Genomic DNA, 13,209 nt, shown 5'->3' with positions numbered 1-13,209 from the left:
GCCAGCCCGTCGGAAACGAAAAAGCCCGGCAGGCGGTGCCTGCCGGGCCTTTTTTGCGCCAGGGGCCGGAGGGTCAGTCCTTGGCGTTGAGGTCGGTGCCGAGCGTATCCTTCACGAAGATCACTCCGATGATCAGCGTCATCGCGGCGATCGCGATCGGGTACCAGAGGCCGTAGTAGATGTCGCCGGCCGCCGCGCTCATGGCGAAGGCGGTCGCCGGCAGCAGGCCGCCGAACCAGCCGTTGCCGATGTGGTAGGGCAGCGACATGCCGGTGTAGCGGATGCGGGTCGGGAACATCTCGACCAGGATCGCGGCGATCGGGCCGTAGACCATGGTCACGTAGACGACCAGGATGAACAGGATGCCGATGATCATCGGCCAGTTCACCTCGGCCGGATCGGCGACCATGGCGTATGCGCCGCCGCCGGCGATGCTGTAGACGGTGACGTCGGTTGCGCCGGCGGCTTCCTCGGCCGTCAGCAGCTTGTCCTTGACCGCCTGGTCGAGCGCAACCGTCGACTTCTCGCCGCCGCGGATGGCGGCCGCGTCGAGCTTGAGCTCCGGATTGGCGGCGACGAAGGCGTCGAGCTTCTGGTCGGCAACCTTGGCCGCACCGCGGACCAGCGGATAGCCGGCCGCGTGGAGAGCCATGTTGACCGCCTTGGTGAAGGCGCCGTCCTTGGCCTTGGCCTGGTCGCCGGCAACAACCGCGTCATAGGACTCGATCGTCGTCTCGCCGACCTTGACGGTGGCCGCGGTGCCCGCAGCCGCCGTGGTGACGACGTCGTAGGGAACCGAGTTCTTGGTCAGGAACGAAGTGGCGATGTCGCAGGAGGTGGTGAACTTCGCGGTGCCCACCGGGTTGAACTGAAACTTGCAGTCGCCGGGTGCGGCGGTGACGGTGGCACGAACGTCCTGCTGGGCGGTGGCGAGCGCCGGGTTCGCGGCCCAGGTCAGCGCCTTGAACAGCGGGAAGTAGGTGACGATGGCAAGCGCCAGGCCGGCCATGATGATCGGCTTGCGACCGATCTTGTCGGACAGCCAGCCGAAGAGCAGGAAGAAGCCGGTGCCGAGCAGCAGCGAGATCGCGATCATGATGTTGACCGACTGCGCATCGACCTTGAGCACGTTCTGCAGGAAGAACAGGGCGTAGAACTGGCCGGTGTACCAGACCACGGCCTGCCCGGCGGTGAGGCCGAGCAGCGCGAGCAGGGCGATCTTGGCGTTCTTCCACTGGCCGAAGGCTTCCGACAGCGGCGCCTTGGAGCCCTTGCCCTCTTCCTTCATGCGCTGGAAGGTCGGCGATTCGTTGAGCGACAGGCGAATCCAGACCGAAATGCCGAGCAGCACGCAGGAGAGCAGGAACGGCACGCGCCAGCCCCAGGCGGCGAAGGCCTCCTTGCCGAGCCAGGTCTGGACGATGAGGATGACCACCAGCGACAGGAACAGGCCGAGCGTCGCCGTCGTCTGGATCCACGAGGTGTAGTAGCCGCGACGGTCGTCGGGGGCGTGTTCGGCGACATAGGTCGCAGCCCCGCCATATTCGCCGCCGAGCGCCAGGCCCTGCAGCATGCGCAGCGCGATCAGGATGATCGGGGCGGCGATGCCGATGGAGGCCGAGCCGGGCAGGAGGCCGACGAAGAAGGTCGACAGGCCCATGATCAGGATGGTGACGAGGAAGGTGTACTTGCGGCCGACGAGGTCGCCGATGCGGCCGAACACAAGCGCGCCGAAGGGGCGCACGAGGAAGCCGGCGGCGAAGGCGAGCAGCGCGAAGATATTGCGCGTCGCCTCGGGGTAGGAGGCGAAGAAGGTGGCGCCGATGAAGGCGGCGAGCGAACCGTACAGATAGAAATCGTACCATTCGAAGACGGTGCCGAGCGACGAGGCGAAGATGACCTTCTTCTCCTCGCGCGACATGCCTCGCCCTTGGCGGACGTCGGCGGTTGCCGAAATTGTCATATTTGTGTCTCCTCCCAGAGTGCCGGCGGTCACGGCCCGGAGACAGGTCTCCATGGGAAGCCGCCGAACCTAACGACTTCAAAGTGATAACGCCGGGAGGCGGACGCTATCCATCGCTGCTTTGGGATTATGACTTTGGTCGTAGGCGGTCTCCGGCGGCGATTTTGCGCCGCCGGAGACGTCGGAAAGGGTCAGGCGGCCCGTTCCTCTTTCTCAACCAGATAGCCGCGATCGCGCAGCCACCGGGCGATGATGATCTCCACCATGGACGACACCGAGCGATGGTCGTCCTTGGCGGCCTTGACCAGTGCTTCCTTGAGATCGCGTTCGATACGGAAGCCGAGTGGATGAGTCTTGGACATGGTCGTTCCTGGTATTTTTCGGGATCGTCCGATCCCGGGGAATACGACCGGCAACTGGCGACGTAGCTTGCTCTGTTCGATCGCTGGCTGGTCGGTCGGGCGGCGCAGGTGGGGCGCGTTGCGCCGTTAGACCAGGTGTGGAGGCGCGCGCGGTGCGCTCGTGCGGCCACGCAAGAGACCGAAGTTGATGATCGTGGGGAAGGAGGCTTCGCCGGCCACACCCGACGACAGCGCATGGACCGACGTCGGCGTGGCATGATCGAGCCCGTGGATCTGGCATTCGGAAACGGTGTTGCAGGTGGACTCGGCAGCCGTCAGCACCGTCTCGGCGTGCCCGGCATTCTCGGTGGTCGCGGTCAGGTGCGCCGCCGGGATATGGATACCCGCTCCGGCCTGGCTCGATGCAACCGCCGCCGTCAGCACAGCAAAGGTCGACAACAACAGCAAGAAGAAGTGCGTCAGCAGCCTTGTGCTGCTTCGCCCCTGCTGCTGTTCCACGCGCCGATACAATGCCTGCCCTCGGATGCCTCTGCACTGCTCCGTCTACAGCGACGGAAATAGTGTGTCAGAGTAGCAGCATTCGGGCCGTGACGGCAATATGCAAATGTATAACAGCGTATGAGATTTGGAGAATATATTAGCCGTCTCGAACGCTTCTCCGTCCTCGCGCCGGCTAAAAGAAACCCGGCCGAAGCCGGGTTCCCGATCAGCCCATCCTGATTCTCAGGAGAGCGAGGCCGTGAAGCGCTGGATGCGGGTGCAGGCCTCTTCCAGGAGCTTCTCCGACGTGGCGTAGGAGATGCGGAAGTTCGGGCCAAGGCCGAAGGCCGAACCCTGCACGACCGCCACGCCTTCGGCTTCCAGCAGCTCGGAGGTGAAGACGGCATCGTCGGTGATCGCCTTGCCGCTTTGCGTCTTCTTGCCGATCAGGTCGGCGCAGGACGGGTAGACGTAGAAGGCGCCTTCGGGCGAGGGGCAGGAGATGCCGCGCGCCTGGTTGAGCATCGACACGACGAGGTCGCGACGGGCCTGGAAGATCGCCTTGTTGCGTGTGATGAAGTCCTGCGGGCCGTTGAGCGCCTCGACCGACGCCCACTGGGCGATGGTGCAGGCGCCCGAGGTCTGCTGGCCCTGGATCATGTCCATCGCCTTGATCAGCTGGATCGGACCGGCCGCGTAGCCGATGCGCCAGCCGGTCATGGCATAGGCCTTCGACACGCCGTTCATGGTCAGCGTGCGGTCGTAGAGCGCCGGCTCGACCTCGGCGATGGTCTTGAAGACGAAGTCGCCATAGGTGAGGTGCTCGTACATGTCGTCGGTCAGCACCCAGACCTGCGGGTGCTTGATGAGCACGTCGGCAATGGCGCGCAGCTCGGCCTCGGTGTAGGCCGCGCCCGAGGGGTTGGACGGCGAGTTCATCACCAGCCACTTCGACTTCGGCGTGATCGCCTTCTCGAGCGCCTCGGCGGTCAGCTTGAAGCCGTTGGCGATGGTCGTCTCGGCGAAAGTCGGCGTGCCGCCGCAGAGCGCCACCATCTCGGGGTAGCTGACCCAGTACGGGGTGGGCACGATGACCTCGTCGCCGGGGTTCAGCGTCGCCATGAAGGCGTTGAACAGGATCTGCTTGCCGCCAGTGCCGACGATGGTCTGCTCCGGCTTGTAGTCGAGGTTGTTCTCGCGCTTGAACTTCCTGGCGATCGCCTCGCGCAGCGGCGCGATGCCGGAAACCGGCGGGTACTTTGTCTCGCCGCGGCGGATCGCCTCGATTGCCGCATTCTTGATATTGTCGGGGGTGTCGAAATCCGGCTCGCCGGCACCGAGGCCGATGATGTCACGGCCGGCGTTTTTCAGCTCGCGCGCTTTCTGCGTGACCGCGATGGTCGCGGAAGGCTTAACGCGGGAAAGGGCATCGGCAAGAAAGGCCATGACTTGGTGTCTCCGGTTCGAAAGATGACGCGGTCGCGCGACCGCGGGCTCTCGTGCATGACCCCGAGAATCTGACCGATTTTCGGCAGGATCATGCACTGGTTCATTTCGTTACAGCGTCCTTTGCGCGTCCAAACGGACGCGCGGCGCTGTAATGTCGCATGACGCAAGGAATCGCAAGCGGATTGACGCCTTGGCCCACCTCATCCTGGCGGATTAGCCGCGTGTTCTTGCCTGTGCACAACCGCGGGCGAGCGCCGGCAATGTTCAACTTTGATCTATCCCGTTAACCGGCGATCAAATCTTCAATGAGATTTTGGCCGGGCAATTTCGCCAGCATCCCGGAAATAGGACGGACCGTGTCGAAAAGCATCGGGCTCGCCCAAATTATCCGGCAGGACGACGCTTCGTCGACCGGCGTCTGGGGTGTATACACCCTGCAAAGTGCATTCCAGCCGATCTTCTCGTTCGCCGACGGCAAGCTGACCGCCACCGCCTATGAGGGACTGATCAGGCCGTCGCGGCAGGGCGAACCGGTGCCTCCGGGCGTCTTCTTCGCGAATGTCGACGGTGCCGACCGGTTGCAGATCGAAACGCTGACGCGGACCCTGCATCTGCTGAACGCTGCAGCCTTCCTGCCCACGGACGCGGCGATCTTCATCAATTTCGATCCGTCGGTGTTCACCGACGCCTCCATCGCCGAGCTTGCGCTGCGCGACATGCGCCATGTGCTGAACGAAGCCGGCATCGATCCGCGCCGCGTCGTCTGCGAGGTCACCGAGAAGAAGCCGGCCTCCGAGGAGGCGCTGTTCGGCTTCGTCAGCGCGTTGAAGGCCAACGGCTTTCGCATAGCGGTCGACGACTTCGGCTCGGACGAATCCGACATCAAGCGGATCCGCAACCTCAAGCCCGACATCGTCAAGTTCGATGCCCACTGGATCAGCCGGCTGATGGAGTCGGGTGCCGGTTTCGCGCTGCTGAAGGAGATGGTGGCGAATTTCGAGGACAAGGGCATCCGCACCGTGTTCGAGGGGCTCGAGCAGAGCTGGCAGCTGCAGCTGGCCGAGCGTTCGGGCGCCTCGATGGTGCAGGGTTACGTGCTGGCGCTGCCGGAGATCGTGCCGGCGAATTTCTCCATCTATTCCGGGCAGGAGAACGCGTCCGGCCGCGACATCGCGGCGGCGACCGATCCCGAGCCCGCGCATGTGCCGCAGGGGCGCGCCCAAAGACCGGGCCGCAGCTTCGGCAAGAGGACATATTCATGAATGATCCGGTTTTCGGTTTCGGTGCCATTCCCGCCGATCTCGGCGACAAGATCGTTGCCGACGAGGTCGGGATCGAATTCGGCGTTCATGGCCGCTTCCGCCTGCGCTCTGCGATCCAGCCGGTGTTCAGGCACAGCGACGGGCGCCTGACGCCCGTGGCCGCGGATGCGCAGGTCGTGCCCTATCTGAACGGCAAGCCGGCGGCGCTCGCCGATTTCGACGCCGAGGTGTCTGGCGAGGACCGCGCGCTGGTGGCGCGGATGGCCGTGGTGCTTCCGCTCGCCAACGTCCACAACATCGGCGTCGACGGCGTCTCGCTGATCTTGCGCCACGATGCCGCGGCAGGCGATGCCGCGCTGGAGGACCTGCGCTTCATGGTCAGGCGGCTGGCCGAGGAGGGTTTCGAGGCGTCGCGGCTGATCTGCGGGGTCGACGGGACCAGTGCGGCCTTTGCCGCGGAAGCCAGGGCACTCGGCCTGCGCGTCGCGTTGCGGGGTCGCGCGGGGGCCGATCCGGATCAGGACGCGGCCGCAAACCTGGGCGCGGATGTGGTCAGGCTCGGACGCGCTTCATTCGACCGCTTCTGCGCCGATGCGGCCACCGGCCGGCTGCTGCGGGCGGTGGTTTCCGAATTCAGGGCGCGCGGCGCATCGGTGCTGGTCGACGGCATCGACAGCGAGAACCATCTCGAGGTCGCGCTCGCGGCAGGCGTCGACCTGCTTGCCGGCGATCTGCTCGAGCCGCCGGTGCTGGTCGGCAGCGTGATCGACGAGGGGCCGCGCGACGCTTCGCGCTTCCGCCGGGGCGATTGCGTCGTCATCCCGTTGTTCGGCTGAGCTCATGCGCCCTGCGCATCGCGGCTGGTCGGCGCGCGGTGGGGGCAGGGGCAACTCCCGAACGAGCTTTCGGCGGGCGAATTTCCGTTGGTGAAAACGGGCAAAGAAAAAGGCGGGGCAAAACCCCGCCTCATCGGCACCTGATCCTGGTTTCCCGAACCTGCGGCTCACGGCAATCTGCCGCATCGTCCGCAAGGTTCTCGGCCGGCGCATCTTGCAGCGCCGCGCATCTCAAGGACGCGCGACAGGCGCTGCAAGAATTAGGTTCGCGCATGTGCGGACATCATCGTGTCCGCGGTCATGCACTTGCGCTGCCGCCAGTACATCCGTGACTTGCAGTGCGACCGGAGCGTGCGCTCCAGCGCCCTCGGATCAGATGGCCTTCAGAGCTCCGGCAGACGAGCGGCCCGTGCGACGGTCCTGCTCGATCTCGTAGCTGATCTTCTGGCCGTCGGCCAGGTCGGTCATGCCCGAACGCTGAAGAGCGGAGATGTGGACGAACACGTCCGCGCCGCCGGCGTCCGGCTGAATGAAGCCGAAGCCCTTGGTTGCGTTGAACCACTTAACGGTTCCAGTAGCCATTACGATTATCCTTGGCGTTTGCAGTTGGTCTTGATCTGGCGAAATCACCCGATCGATGTATCGAGATTTTGGAGATAGACTGAGCAAACGCGAAAAATCGCGGTATCTAGATCTGTCGGCCGAAATATCAACATGTCGCAAATAAGGGGTTGAGCGGCATTTTGCAAGCCCCGCGCTGCGCCGGCGGTGGTTCCTGTTGGAGCCGCGCTGTGCTTCGCAACCATTGCGGGCGAAGGATGTTATAGTGGTCGGGCAACGGCGCAACGGGCCGGCGCCTTCGGAGGTCGTCATGAAAGCTCTACTACTTGCCGCCTGCCTGACCCTGATCGCGGCCGAGGCGCAGGCGATCTCGCGCTACAATTCGACCAGTATGAGCTGTGCGGAGACGCGCGACGTCGTGCGCTACGAGGGTGCGGTGATCCTGCGCTGGCGCTCGCCGACCTCGGGCGTGCAGCGCTTCGACCGCTACGTGCGCGACGACCGCTTCTGCCCCGCGGGCGAGGAGGCGCAACGCGCCTTTGTGCCGACCGCCGATGCGAGGTCGTGCCCGGTGAACATCTGCAAGCGGATCGAACGCGACTTCTTCCGCTTCAAGCGCCGGCTGATCATTCCGGACTGAGCCCAAGGCAACCGTCGTTGCCCTGGTTGTTGCTCTAGAAGCCGAACGACGCCTGAGCCGAGGGCGGCGGACCCGTGCGGACGCCTTCGAGCGAGAGCATCCTTTCCTTGGTGGCCGACCCGCCGGTGGCGGAGAAGCCGCCGATCTTGCCGCCGGCGGCGAGGATGCGGTGGCAGGGGATGACCAGCGGCACCGGGTTGGCGCCGAGTGCCGCCCCGGTTTCGCGGAACAGGCCCTTGTGGCCGGACTTTTCCGCCAGCCCGCCATAGGTGGTGGTTTCGCCATAGCCGAGGCAGCGCGCGGCGGCATAGATGTCGCGGCGGAACTCGTCGACGCCGGCGAGATCGACCGGCACGGCCGAGAAATCGACGTCCTCGCCCTCGGCATAGCGGCGGATGTCGGCGATCAGCGCGCCGATCCACGCCGGCACGGCGCGGCCCGCGTCGCTTTCGCCGGCGAGGCGCAACAGGCGGCGTTCGGCCGCAGCGGCGGTCTTTTCGGGCAGGCAGGCGCGGGTGAGCCCGGCATCGCTCCAGGCCAGCGCCATGAAGCCGAGCGTGGTCTCGAACACGGCATGCCCGGGCCTGGGATAGGAGATGGTGGTGTCCATGGATGATCCCTGAAACCTTGCGTTGCCAAGTACAAACCGGGAACATGATCGCATGATCTGCGACCCGATGCCACCCGAAAACCGAAGGTGGCTGTGGATTGCCGGGGCAGATGCCTTGCTGTAAGGAAAATCGGGCGGGACGATCATCATCAAACAGAGCTTGGCTTTGCCGTCATTCAAGACCCATCTGCTGATCTCGGCAGCTCTTTCTGTGGCTCTGCTTTCGGGCTGCCAGACCAATACTGCGGCGCTGGGCACCGATCTTGCAACCGGCACTGAGGTGGCGCTTGCCACCCAGACGGATGCCGCCGCTTCCACCGAGGCCGGCGCCATGGCTTCCGCCGAGGCCGACATCGCGCTGCCCGAGACGGTGGCCGTGGTGCCGACGTCCTATGCGGGCGGGGAGGTGTCGCCGGCGACCGCCGTGCTCGCCGCCGCAACCGAAACGCCGGGCGCCGCCGCGGCCGCCCCGGCCGAGGTGGCGCAGGCGCAAGTGCTCGCTGCCGCCCCTGTAGCGCCCGACCATCCGTCCGAAGTTGCTGCGAAACCAGCCGTCGTGGCTGCTGCTGCGACCCCGACCGCTTCGGCAACGCCGGCCGCCGCTTCGGCAAGACTGCCGGCCGACGCAAAGCCGTCGGAGGCAGCACTTGCCGCGCCCATGGCCGGCGGCGAGATCGTCGCCGACGCGCAGGCAAAGCTCGTCGGCGAATTTCCGCCTGCACCGGCGCTGCCCGGCCAGATCCTGCCGGCGACGGCGCCGATCCCCGGCAGCTACCAGGTCGCCTCGCTGGGCGACGTGGCGCCCGGGAATTTCGCCACCTCCTCCTATGCCGCGCCCGATGCGCCTTCGGCGGCTTCGTCCAGCATGGTCGACGCGCTGATCGCCAAATATGCCGCCGTCTACGAACTGCCGGAGCAGCTGGTGCGGCGCGTGGTCAGGCGCGAGAGCAATTTCCGCCCGATGGCGCGCAAGGGGCCGTATTGGGGGCTGATGCAGATCCGCCACGATACGGCGCGCGGCATGGGCTATGACGGCCCGCCCAGCGGCCTGCTCGACGCCGAGACCAACCTCAAATACGCGGTCAAATATCTGCGCGGGGCGTTCCTCGTGGCCGAGGGCAACGAGGACCAGGCCGACCGCCTCTACCAGCGCGGCTATTATTACGACGCCAAGCGCAAGGGCCTGCTCGACGAGACGGGCCTGGGCCGCGACCGCGTGCGCCGCCGGGCCGAAACTGCCCTGTGACGGCATCCGGGCCGGCGGAGAACGACGTCCGGCTGCGCCGGCTGCTGCCGGGCGAATTGAAGACCCCGCGCTGGCCGCACGGCCTTGCGATGCGGACGTTCGAGGCGGCCGATGCGCCGGCGCTGCACGCGCTTTTGGGGCTGGTCTTCGACGACGGCATGGACGGGCCGTTCGAGCAATGGTGGCCGCGGATTTCGGGCGATGCCGAGTTCGACCCCGACCTGTGCTTCCTGGTCTTCGACGGCGGGGACAGGCTCGCGGGGGCCGCCCTGTGCTGGACCAGCGCCTTCCTGAAGGACCTTGCCGTCCATCCCGATTTTCGCGGGCAGGGCATTGCCGAGGCGCTGCTGTGGCACGTCTTTGCCACCTTCGCCGCGCGCGGGGCGAGCCACGTCGACCTCAAGACCAATTTGATCGGCAATGCCGGGGCCGTGCGCCTCTACCGCCGGCTCGACATGGTGGAGGTGGACTGGGCCGGGTGAGGGCTTTCTCCTTCCGCCTGGCTCGCTGCGCCCGGCACCTCCCCCATCGAGGAGGGCGCTGCGTTCTGCCTCAAGTGACCCCACCCCAACCGCTGCGCGGATCGACCCTCCCCTCACGTCGCGCTTCCTCGTCGCCATTGTTTCTAGGGAAGGGGCATCAGGGCAAAATTAGGAGAATGGCCGGGATTTCGTTCCGCCGAACTGCGGTCGCTACCAAGCACTAGCAATCAGTGGTGCCGAGCGCCTTTGCCAGATTGCTTCGAAAGTTCTCCGCTCGGCGTGGTAACACACTCGATGTCACGTCCAGAATGGAACGATAGAACCGTTTTGCCGGCTCCGAGGACAGGAAACCTGCATAGCTTTCTATCTCGGACGCAGTCAGCGGCTCATATGAGTTGACGATGTTTAGCATGACCAGATTCTCTAGGAACGGCCTGTTTCTTGAACGCGCTTCTTCTAACTTATCTCGCACTTGCGTTTCAGTTATCTGCGTTTGGCCGGAGCATGCTATAGCCTCCAAGTGGAGCTGCAGCGAGGATATGGCCATCACTTCCGTTCGATCTACGTAGCGCGTATCCTTCGCCAAGCCTCGGTATGCAGTTAGTCGTGCGGGGTCCTGTTGAACTAGCCTCGCAAGTTCGTCCTCTGCGGCGTTTCGCAGTTCAATGGTTGCATTGGGATTAGAGCCCGACTGTTCAATCTGCTTAATACGAGCCGCCAAGGGCGTCTCAAGGTATGTCAGCAGAAATCTGACATCTTCATCGGACATTTGAGCTGCTATTCCCGCTTCGAGTTCTTGCATTTGCTCCTGGGGATTAAATGTCTCCTGTACTGCAACTCCCCAGGCGGCCTTGAACGCGGGGCTAGGCGAATTCAATAGTCGAGCAGGAATTGTCTCAATGGCCAGCATGTTGCGCGACATGTGCCAGGTAAATCCTGATGCCTCTAACAGACGTCTGACAATTTCGGGTTCAGCAGCTTTTGCGTTTGTAGTGCAGGAAATAAAAAGCGCGGCCACAAAGAAATATCTTCGCAGTACGTTTATCATATCTCTGTGCCTACCATCGTCGATGGTCTTGTTCCACAATGCCGTTCGTTGCCAGAGTGGCCTTACATCTCAAGAATTGCAATCGGGTGAAAGCCGGTCACCGAGTGTACGATTCAGAAAACTATTGAGGGTGTTCAGAGGAGACGCTTCTGGGACAAGGTAAAAGTTGTACCGCAAAGGCAGCGCGGAGGTAAACAAAGTGTACTGACGCAGAGGCGGTTTGCGAGTTCGCGTATTAATGATGCGAAGTGCTAGGCGAAATACCTCTTCCAGCCTTGTCTAAATCCGTCCCTTCACCTCCACCGCCCATTTCCGCCCTTCGTCGCCACCCCAGAGCAGCCAGGCGACGTAGCCGGCCGAAGGGTTGTCGTCGTTGCCGAAGTTCTTGGCCCGCTTGTCGACCTCGTGGCGGGCGAAGAAGCTGACCATGCGCTTGACGGTATGGGGCGTAAGCCCGGTGCGGGCGACCAGTTCCTCGGCGCGGGCGACGCCGATCTCGGTGCCGCCGCGGCCGAATTTCTGCCTCAGCGCAAGGCCCCTGGCGGCGTTGTCGGAGACGATTTGCGGCGGAACGAGGTCGAGCCCCAGCGCCTCGCGGCGGATCTCGTCGAACGGGTCGTAGGCTTGTGGCATGCGGCGATTCCTGCGGAGAGGGCAGGGTAGCCGGATGGAGGTGGGATTGGGAGGGGCGGCGATCCCTTCTCCCCCTGCGGGAGAAGGTGGATCGGCGCGCAGCGCCGAGACGGATGAGGGGTGTTGGAAGGAACTCGACCTGCGCTTTTCTCTGAACCCGTCGCGCTCCCGCCAGCACCCCTCATCCGCCCCTTCGGGGCACCTTCTCCCGCAAGGGGAGAAGGGGAGGTTCGGGCAGCTCAGCGCCAGGGTTGCAAGCTGGCATCCCTGACATAGGCGATGATGGTGTCGCAGACGCCGGTCATGTCGTTGAGGACATCGTCATTCCAGAAGCGCAGGACGCGGAAGCCGAGACGGTTGAGTTCGGAGGTGCGTCTGATGTCTCCAGGGGAGTCAGCATGCTGGCTGCCGTTGATCTCGACGATCAGCATCGCCTCAGGGCAGAGGAAGTCTGCCACGAAGCGGCCGATGGGTACTTGCCGACGAAACTTGATGCCGTCGAGCCTGCGACCGCGCAACTCCTGCCACAGCCTGTCCTCGGCCTCCGTCGCCTCGTGGCGCATGGCCCTGGCGAAGGCGCGTTTGGCGGGAAGGACGGGTTGGTGCGGCATGGCGCGAGCTAGCGCGGAGGTGATGGGCGCGGGACACTGACACCCCCTGCTCCCACAGGGGGAGAAGGGGCCGAGCCATGCCTCACTTCGAGACGTAGATGGAACAGTTGCCCGTCGTCTTGAGCTTGTACCTCTTGCCGACCGAATTGCATCTTTCCAACGCCTGCTTTTCGGTGGCCTGCTGGGATGGCCCGTTGATGGAGGCGCCGCAGTAGAAGCCTTCGACATTGCCCAGATGCGTTTGCGCGTAGGCCGAGTGACCGGCAGCAGCGACATATTCCTTGTAGGTCTTTTGGCAGGGGCCCTCCGTCTGCTGGAACTGCAGCGGATAGCGCTTGGTGCCGACCTTGCCGGCCAGCGATCCCGCATCCTTTGCCATTGCCGGCGCCAGCGCGGCCGCAACAATCACCCCCGCCAGCATCGACGCCGATGCCAGCCGCACGAATTTCAGTCCCATTCCCTGCATCCCCCCTTTGGACGCTTGAGATGTAGCTGCAATCCCTGCGTGTGAGAAGATGAAATGTCAGAGAAAGGCATACGATTGCTGGGGATTACCATGGCGCGTTTCCTTCTCCCACAAGGGGAGAAGGGAGGTCGCGCGGCCCCTTCAACGCCAAGGCTGCGAAATCCTGTCCCTCACATAGGCGATGACGGTATCGCAGACGCCGCTCAGTCCTTGAGGACATCGTCGTTCCAGAAGCGCAGTACACGGAAACCGAGCCGGTTGAGTTCGGCAGTGCGGAAGTCGTCACGAGCGGATTCGGCATGCCGGCTACCGTCGATCTCGACGACGGGCATGGCGTCGAAACAAAGGAAATCGGCGACGAACCGGCCGATCGGTACCTGCCGGCGGAACTTGATGCCGTCGAGGTGGCGGCCGTGCAGTTCCTGCCACAGCCGGTCCTCGGCCTCCGTCGGCTCGCGGCGCATGGTCCTGGCGAAGGCGCGTTTGGCGGGAGGCACGGCTTGATGCGGCATGCGGGAAGGCTAGCGCGGGTCGCGCGAGCCGGGAATGGGCGACCCAGG

The 13,209-nt window shown here is 64.4% G+C and carries 16 protein-coding genes; 5 read left to right on the top strand and 11 right to left on the bottom strand.

All coding sequences use genetic code 11. The features are described 5' to 3' along the window. Window positions 1–73: 73 nt before the first annotated feature. The 4 genes from AmiPiv_RS14750 to AmiPiv_RS14735 all read right to left on the bottom strand — a co-directional run bounded on the left by AmiPiv_RS14750 (window position 74) and on the right by AmiPiv_RS14735 (window position 4,251). Window positions 74–1,963 carry an MFS transporter gene (locus AmiPiv_RS14750; RefSeq protein WP_340038234.1) on the bottom strand — a complete coding sequence of 630 codons (1,890 nt, stop codon included), beginning with the start codon at window positions 1,961–1,963 and terminating at the stop codon, window positions 74–76. Between the two features lie 191 nt (window positions 1,964–2,154). Next, window positions 2,155–2,325: a hypothetical protein gene (locus tag AmiPiv_RS14745; RefSeq protein ID WP_018428911.1), complete on the bottom strand. Its 171-nt coding sequence runs from the start codon at window positions 2,323–2,325 to the stop codon at window positions 2,155–2,157. Between the two features lie 126 nt (window positions 2,326–2,451). Then, a complete protein-coding gene (locus AmiPiv_RS14740; RefSeq protein WP_340038233.1) occupies window positions 2,452–2,823 on the bottom strand; it encodes a hypothetical protein in 372 nt (123 codons plus the stop codon). A gap of 225 nt (window positions 2,824–3,048) precedes the next feature. Further along, window positions 3,049–4,251: a pyridoxal phosphate-dependent aminotransferase gene (locus AmiPiv_RS14735; RefSeq protein WP_340038232.1), complete on the bottom strand. Its 1,203-nt coding sequence runs from the start codon at window positions 4,249–4,251 to the stop codon at window positions 3,049–3,051. Window positions 4,252–4,610: 359 nt separating this feature from the next. Here AmiPiv_RS14735 and AmiPiv_RS14730 point away from each other — a divergent pair, with 359 nt between their 5' ends. Together AmiPiv_RS14730 and AmiPiv_RS14725 are read left to right on the top strand one after the other, a co-directional pair. Continuing rightward, window positions 4,611–5,516, top strand: a complete 906-nt coding sequence (locus AmiPiv_RS14730) for an EAL domain-containing protein (protein WP_340038231.1) — start codon at window positions 4,611–4,613, stop codon at window positions 5,514–5,516. Beyond that, window positions 5,513–6,352: an EAL domain-containing protein gene (locus tag AmiPiv_RS14725; protein WP_340038230.1), complete on the top strand. Its 840-nt coding sequence runs from the start codon at window positions 5,513–5,515 to the stop codon at window positions 6,350–6,352. Before AmiPiv_RS14730 ends, AmiPiv_RS14725 begins: the two co-directional genes overlap by 4 nt. A 372-nt stretch (window positions 6,353–6,724) precedes the next feature. On the opposite strand, the gene AmiPiv_RS14720 is transcribed toward AmiPiv_RS14725, so the two are convergent. Beyond that, entirely contained in the window at window positions 6,725–6,934 is a 210-nt protein-coding gene (locus tag AmiPiv_RS14720) for a cold-shock protein (protein WP_340038229.1), read from the bottom strand. 289 nt (window positions 6,935–7,223) lie between these two features. On the opposite strand from AmiPiv_RS14720, the gene AmiPiv_RS14715 reads away from it, so the two are divergent. Then, complete coding sequence (locus AmiPiv_RS14715) at window positions 7,224–7,553, top strand: hypothetical protein (RefSeq protein WP_340038228.1); 330 nt, start codon at window positions 7,224–7,226, stop codon at window positions 7,551–7,553. 34 nt (window positions 7,554–7,587) lie between these two features. Here the strand turns inward: AmiPiv_RS14715 and AmiPiv_RS14710 are convergent, their stop codons facing one another. After that, on the bottom strand, window positions 7,588–8,163 hold the full coding sequence (locus AmiPiv_RS14710) for a methylated-DNA--[protein]-cysteine S-methyltransferase (RefSeq protein ID WP_340038227.1): 576 nt from the start codon (window positions 8,161–8,163) through the stop codon (window positions 7,588–7,590). A 166-nt stretch (window positions 8,164–8,329) separates the two neighbouring features. On the opposite strand from AmiPiv_RS14710, the gene AmiPiv_RS14705 reads away from it, so the two are divergent. Then, on the top strand, window positions 8,330–9,409 hold the full coding sequence (locus tag AmiPiv_RS14705) for a lytic transglycosylase domain-containing protein (RefSeq protein WP_340038226.1): 1,080 nt from the start codon (window positions 8,330–8,332) through the stop codon (window positions 9,407–9,409). Beyond that, entirely contained in the window at window positions 9,406–9,891 is a 486-nt protein-coding gene (locus AmiPiv_RS14700) for a GNAT family N-acetyltransferase (protein WP_340038225.1), read from the top strand. The genes AmiPiv_RS14705 and AmiPiv_RS14700 overlap by 4 nt, the downstream gene beginning before the upstream one ends. Before the next feature lie 220 nt (window positions 9,892–10,111). On the opposite strand, the gene AmiPiv_RS14695 is transcribed toward AmiPiv_RS14700, so the two are convergent. The 5 genes from AmiPiv_RS14695 to AmiPiv_RS14675 form a co-directional block, all read right to left on the bottom strand. After that, window positions 10,112–10,939, bottom strand: a complete 828-nt coding sequence (locus AmiPiv_RS14695; RefSeq protein ID WP_340038224.1) for a hypothetical protein — start codon at window positions 10,937–10,939, stop codon at window positions 10,112–10,114. Window positions 10,940–11,218: 279 nt separating this feature from the next. After that, entirely contained in the window at window positions 11,219–11,572 is a 354-nt protein-coding gene (locus AmiPiv_RS14690; RefSeq protein WP_340038223.1) for a hypothetical protein, read from the bottom strand. Window positions 11,573–11,811: 239 nt separating this feature from the next. After that, window positions 11,812–12,183: an endonuclease domain-containing protein gene (locus AmiPiv_RS14685; RefSeq protein WP_340038222.1), complete on the bottom strand. Its 372-nt coding sequence runs from the start codon at window positions 12,181–12,183 to the stop codon at window positions 11,812–11,814. Window positions 12,184–12,265: 82 nt separating this feature from the next. Beyond that, window positions 12,266–12,640 carry a hypothetical protein gene (locus AmiPiv_RS14680; RefSeq protein ID WP_340038221.1) on the bottom strand — a complete coding sequence of 125 codons (375 nt, stop codon included), beginning with the start codon at window positions 12,638–12,640 and terminating at the stop codon, window positions 12,266–12,268. 212 nt (window positions 12,641–12,852) lie between these two features. Further along, window positions 12,853–13,161 (bottom strand): endonuclease domain-containing protein, encoded by a 309-nt coding sequence (locus tag AmiPiv_RS14675; protein ID WP_340038220.1) that lies wholly within the window; start codon window positions 13,159–13,161, stop codon window positions 12,853–12,855. Window positions 13,162–13,209 lie beyond the last annotated feature (48 nt).

It is taken from the genome of Aminobacter sp. Piv2-1, from assembly GCF_037625995.1.
Lineage (GTDB): Bacteria > Pseudomonadota > Alphaproteobacteria > Rhizobiales > Rhizobiaceae > Aminobacter.
This window is presented reverse-complemented; position numbering and strand designations above follow the sequence as displayed.

Bases quoted from the DNA above. Each gene is read 5' to 3' on its own strand.
- AmiPiv_RS14750 (WP_340038234.1), bottom strand. From the start codon at position 1,963: ATGACAATTTCGGCAACCGCCGACGTCCGCCAAGGGCGAGGCATGTCG.
- AmiPiv_RS14745 (WP_018428911.1), bottom strand. From the start codon at position 2,325: ATGTCCAAGACTCATCCACTCGGCTTCCGTATCGAACGCGATCTCAAG.
- AmiPiv_RS14735 (WP_340038232.1), bottom strand. From the start codon at position 4,251: ATGGCCTTTCTTGCCGATGCCCTTTCCCGCGTTAAGCCTTCCGCGACC.
- AmiPiv_RS14725 (WP_340038230.1), top strand. From the start codon at position 5,513: ATGAATGATCCGGTTTTCGGTTTCGGTGCCATTCCCGCCGATCTCGGC.
- AmiPiv_RS14720 (WP_340038229.1), bottom strand. From the start codon at position 6,934: ATGGCTACTGGAACCGTTAAGTGGTTCAACGCAACCAAGGGCTTCGGC.
- AmiPiv_RS14715 (WP_340038228.1), top strand. From the start codon at position 7,224: ATGAAAGCTCTACTACTTGCCGCCTGCCTGACCCTGATCGCGGCCGAG.
- AmiPiv_RS14710 (WP_340038227.1), bottom strand. From the start codon at position 8,163: ATGGACACCACCATCTCCTATCCCAGGCCCGGGCATGCCGTGTTCGAG.
- AmiPiv_RS14695 (WP_340038224.1), bottom strand. From the start codon at position 10,939: ATGATAAACGTACTGCGAAGATATTTCTTTGTGGCCGCGCTTTTTATT.
- AmiPiv_RS14690 (WP_340038223.1), bottom strand. From the start codon at position 11,572: ATGCCACAAGCCTACGACCCGTTCGACGAGATCCGCCGCGAGGCGCTG.
- AmiPiv_RS14685 (WP_340038222.1), bottom strand. From the start codon at position 12,183: ATGCCGCACCAACCCGTCCTTCCCGCCAAACGCGCCTTCGCCAGGGCC.
- AmiPiv_RS14680 (WP_340038221.1), bottom strand. From the start codon at position 12,640: ATGGGACTGAAATTCGTGCGGCTGGCATCGGCGTCGATGCTGGCGGGG.
- AmiPiv_RS14675 (WP_340038220.1), bottom strand. From the start codon at position 13,161: ATGCCGCATCAAGCCGTGCCTCCCGCCAAACGCGCCTTCGCCAGGACC.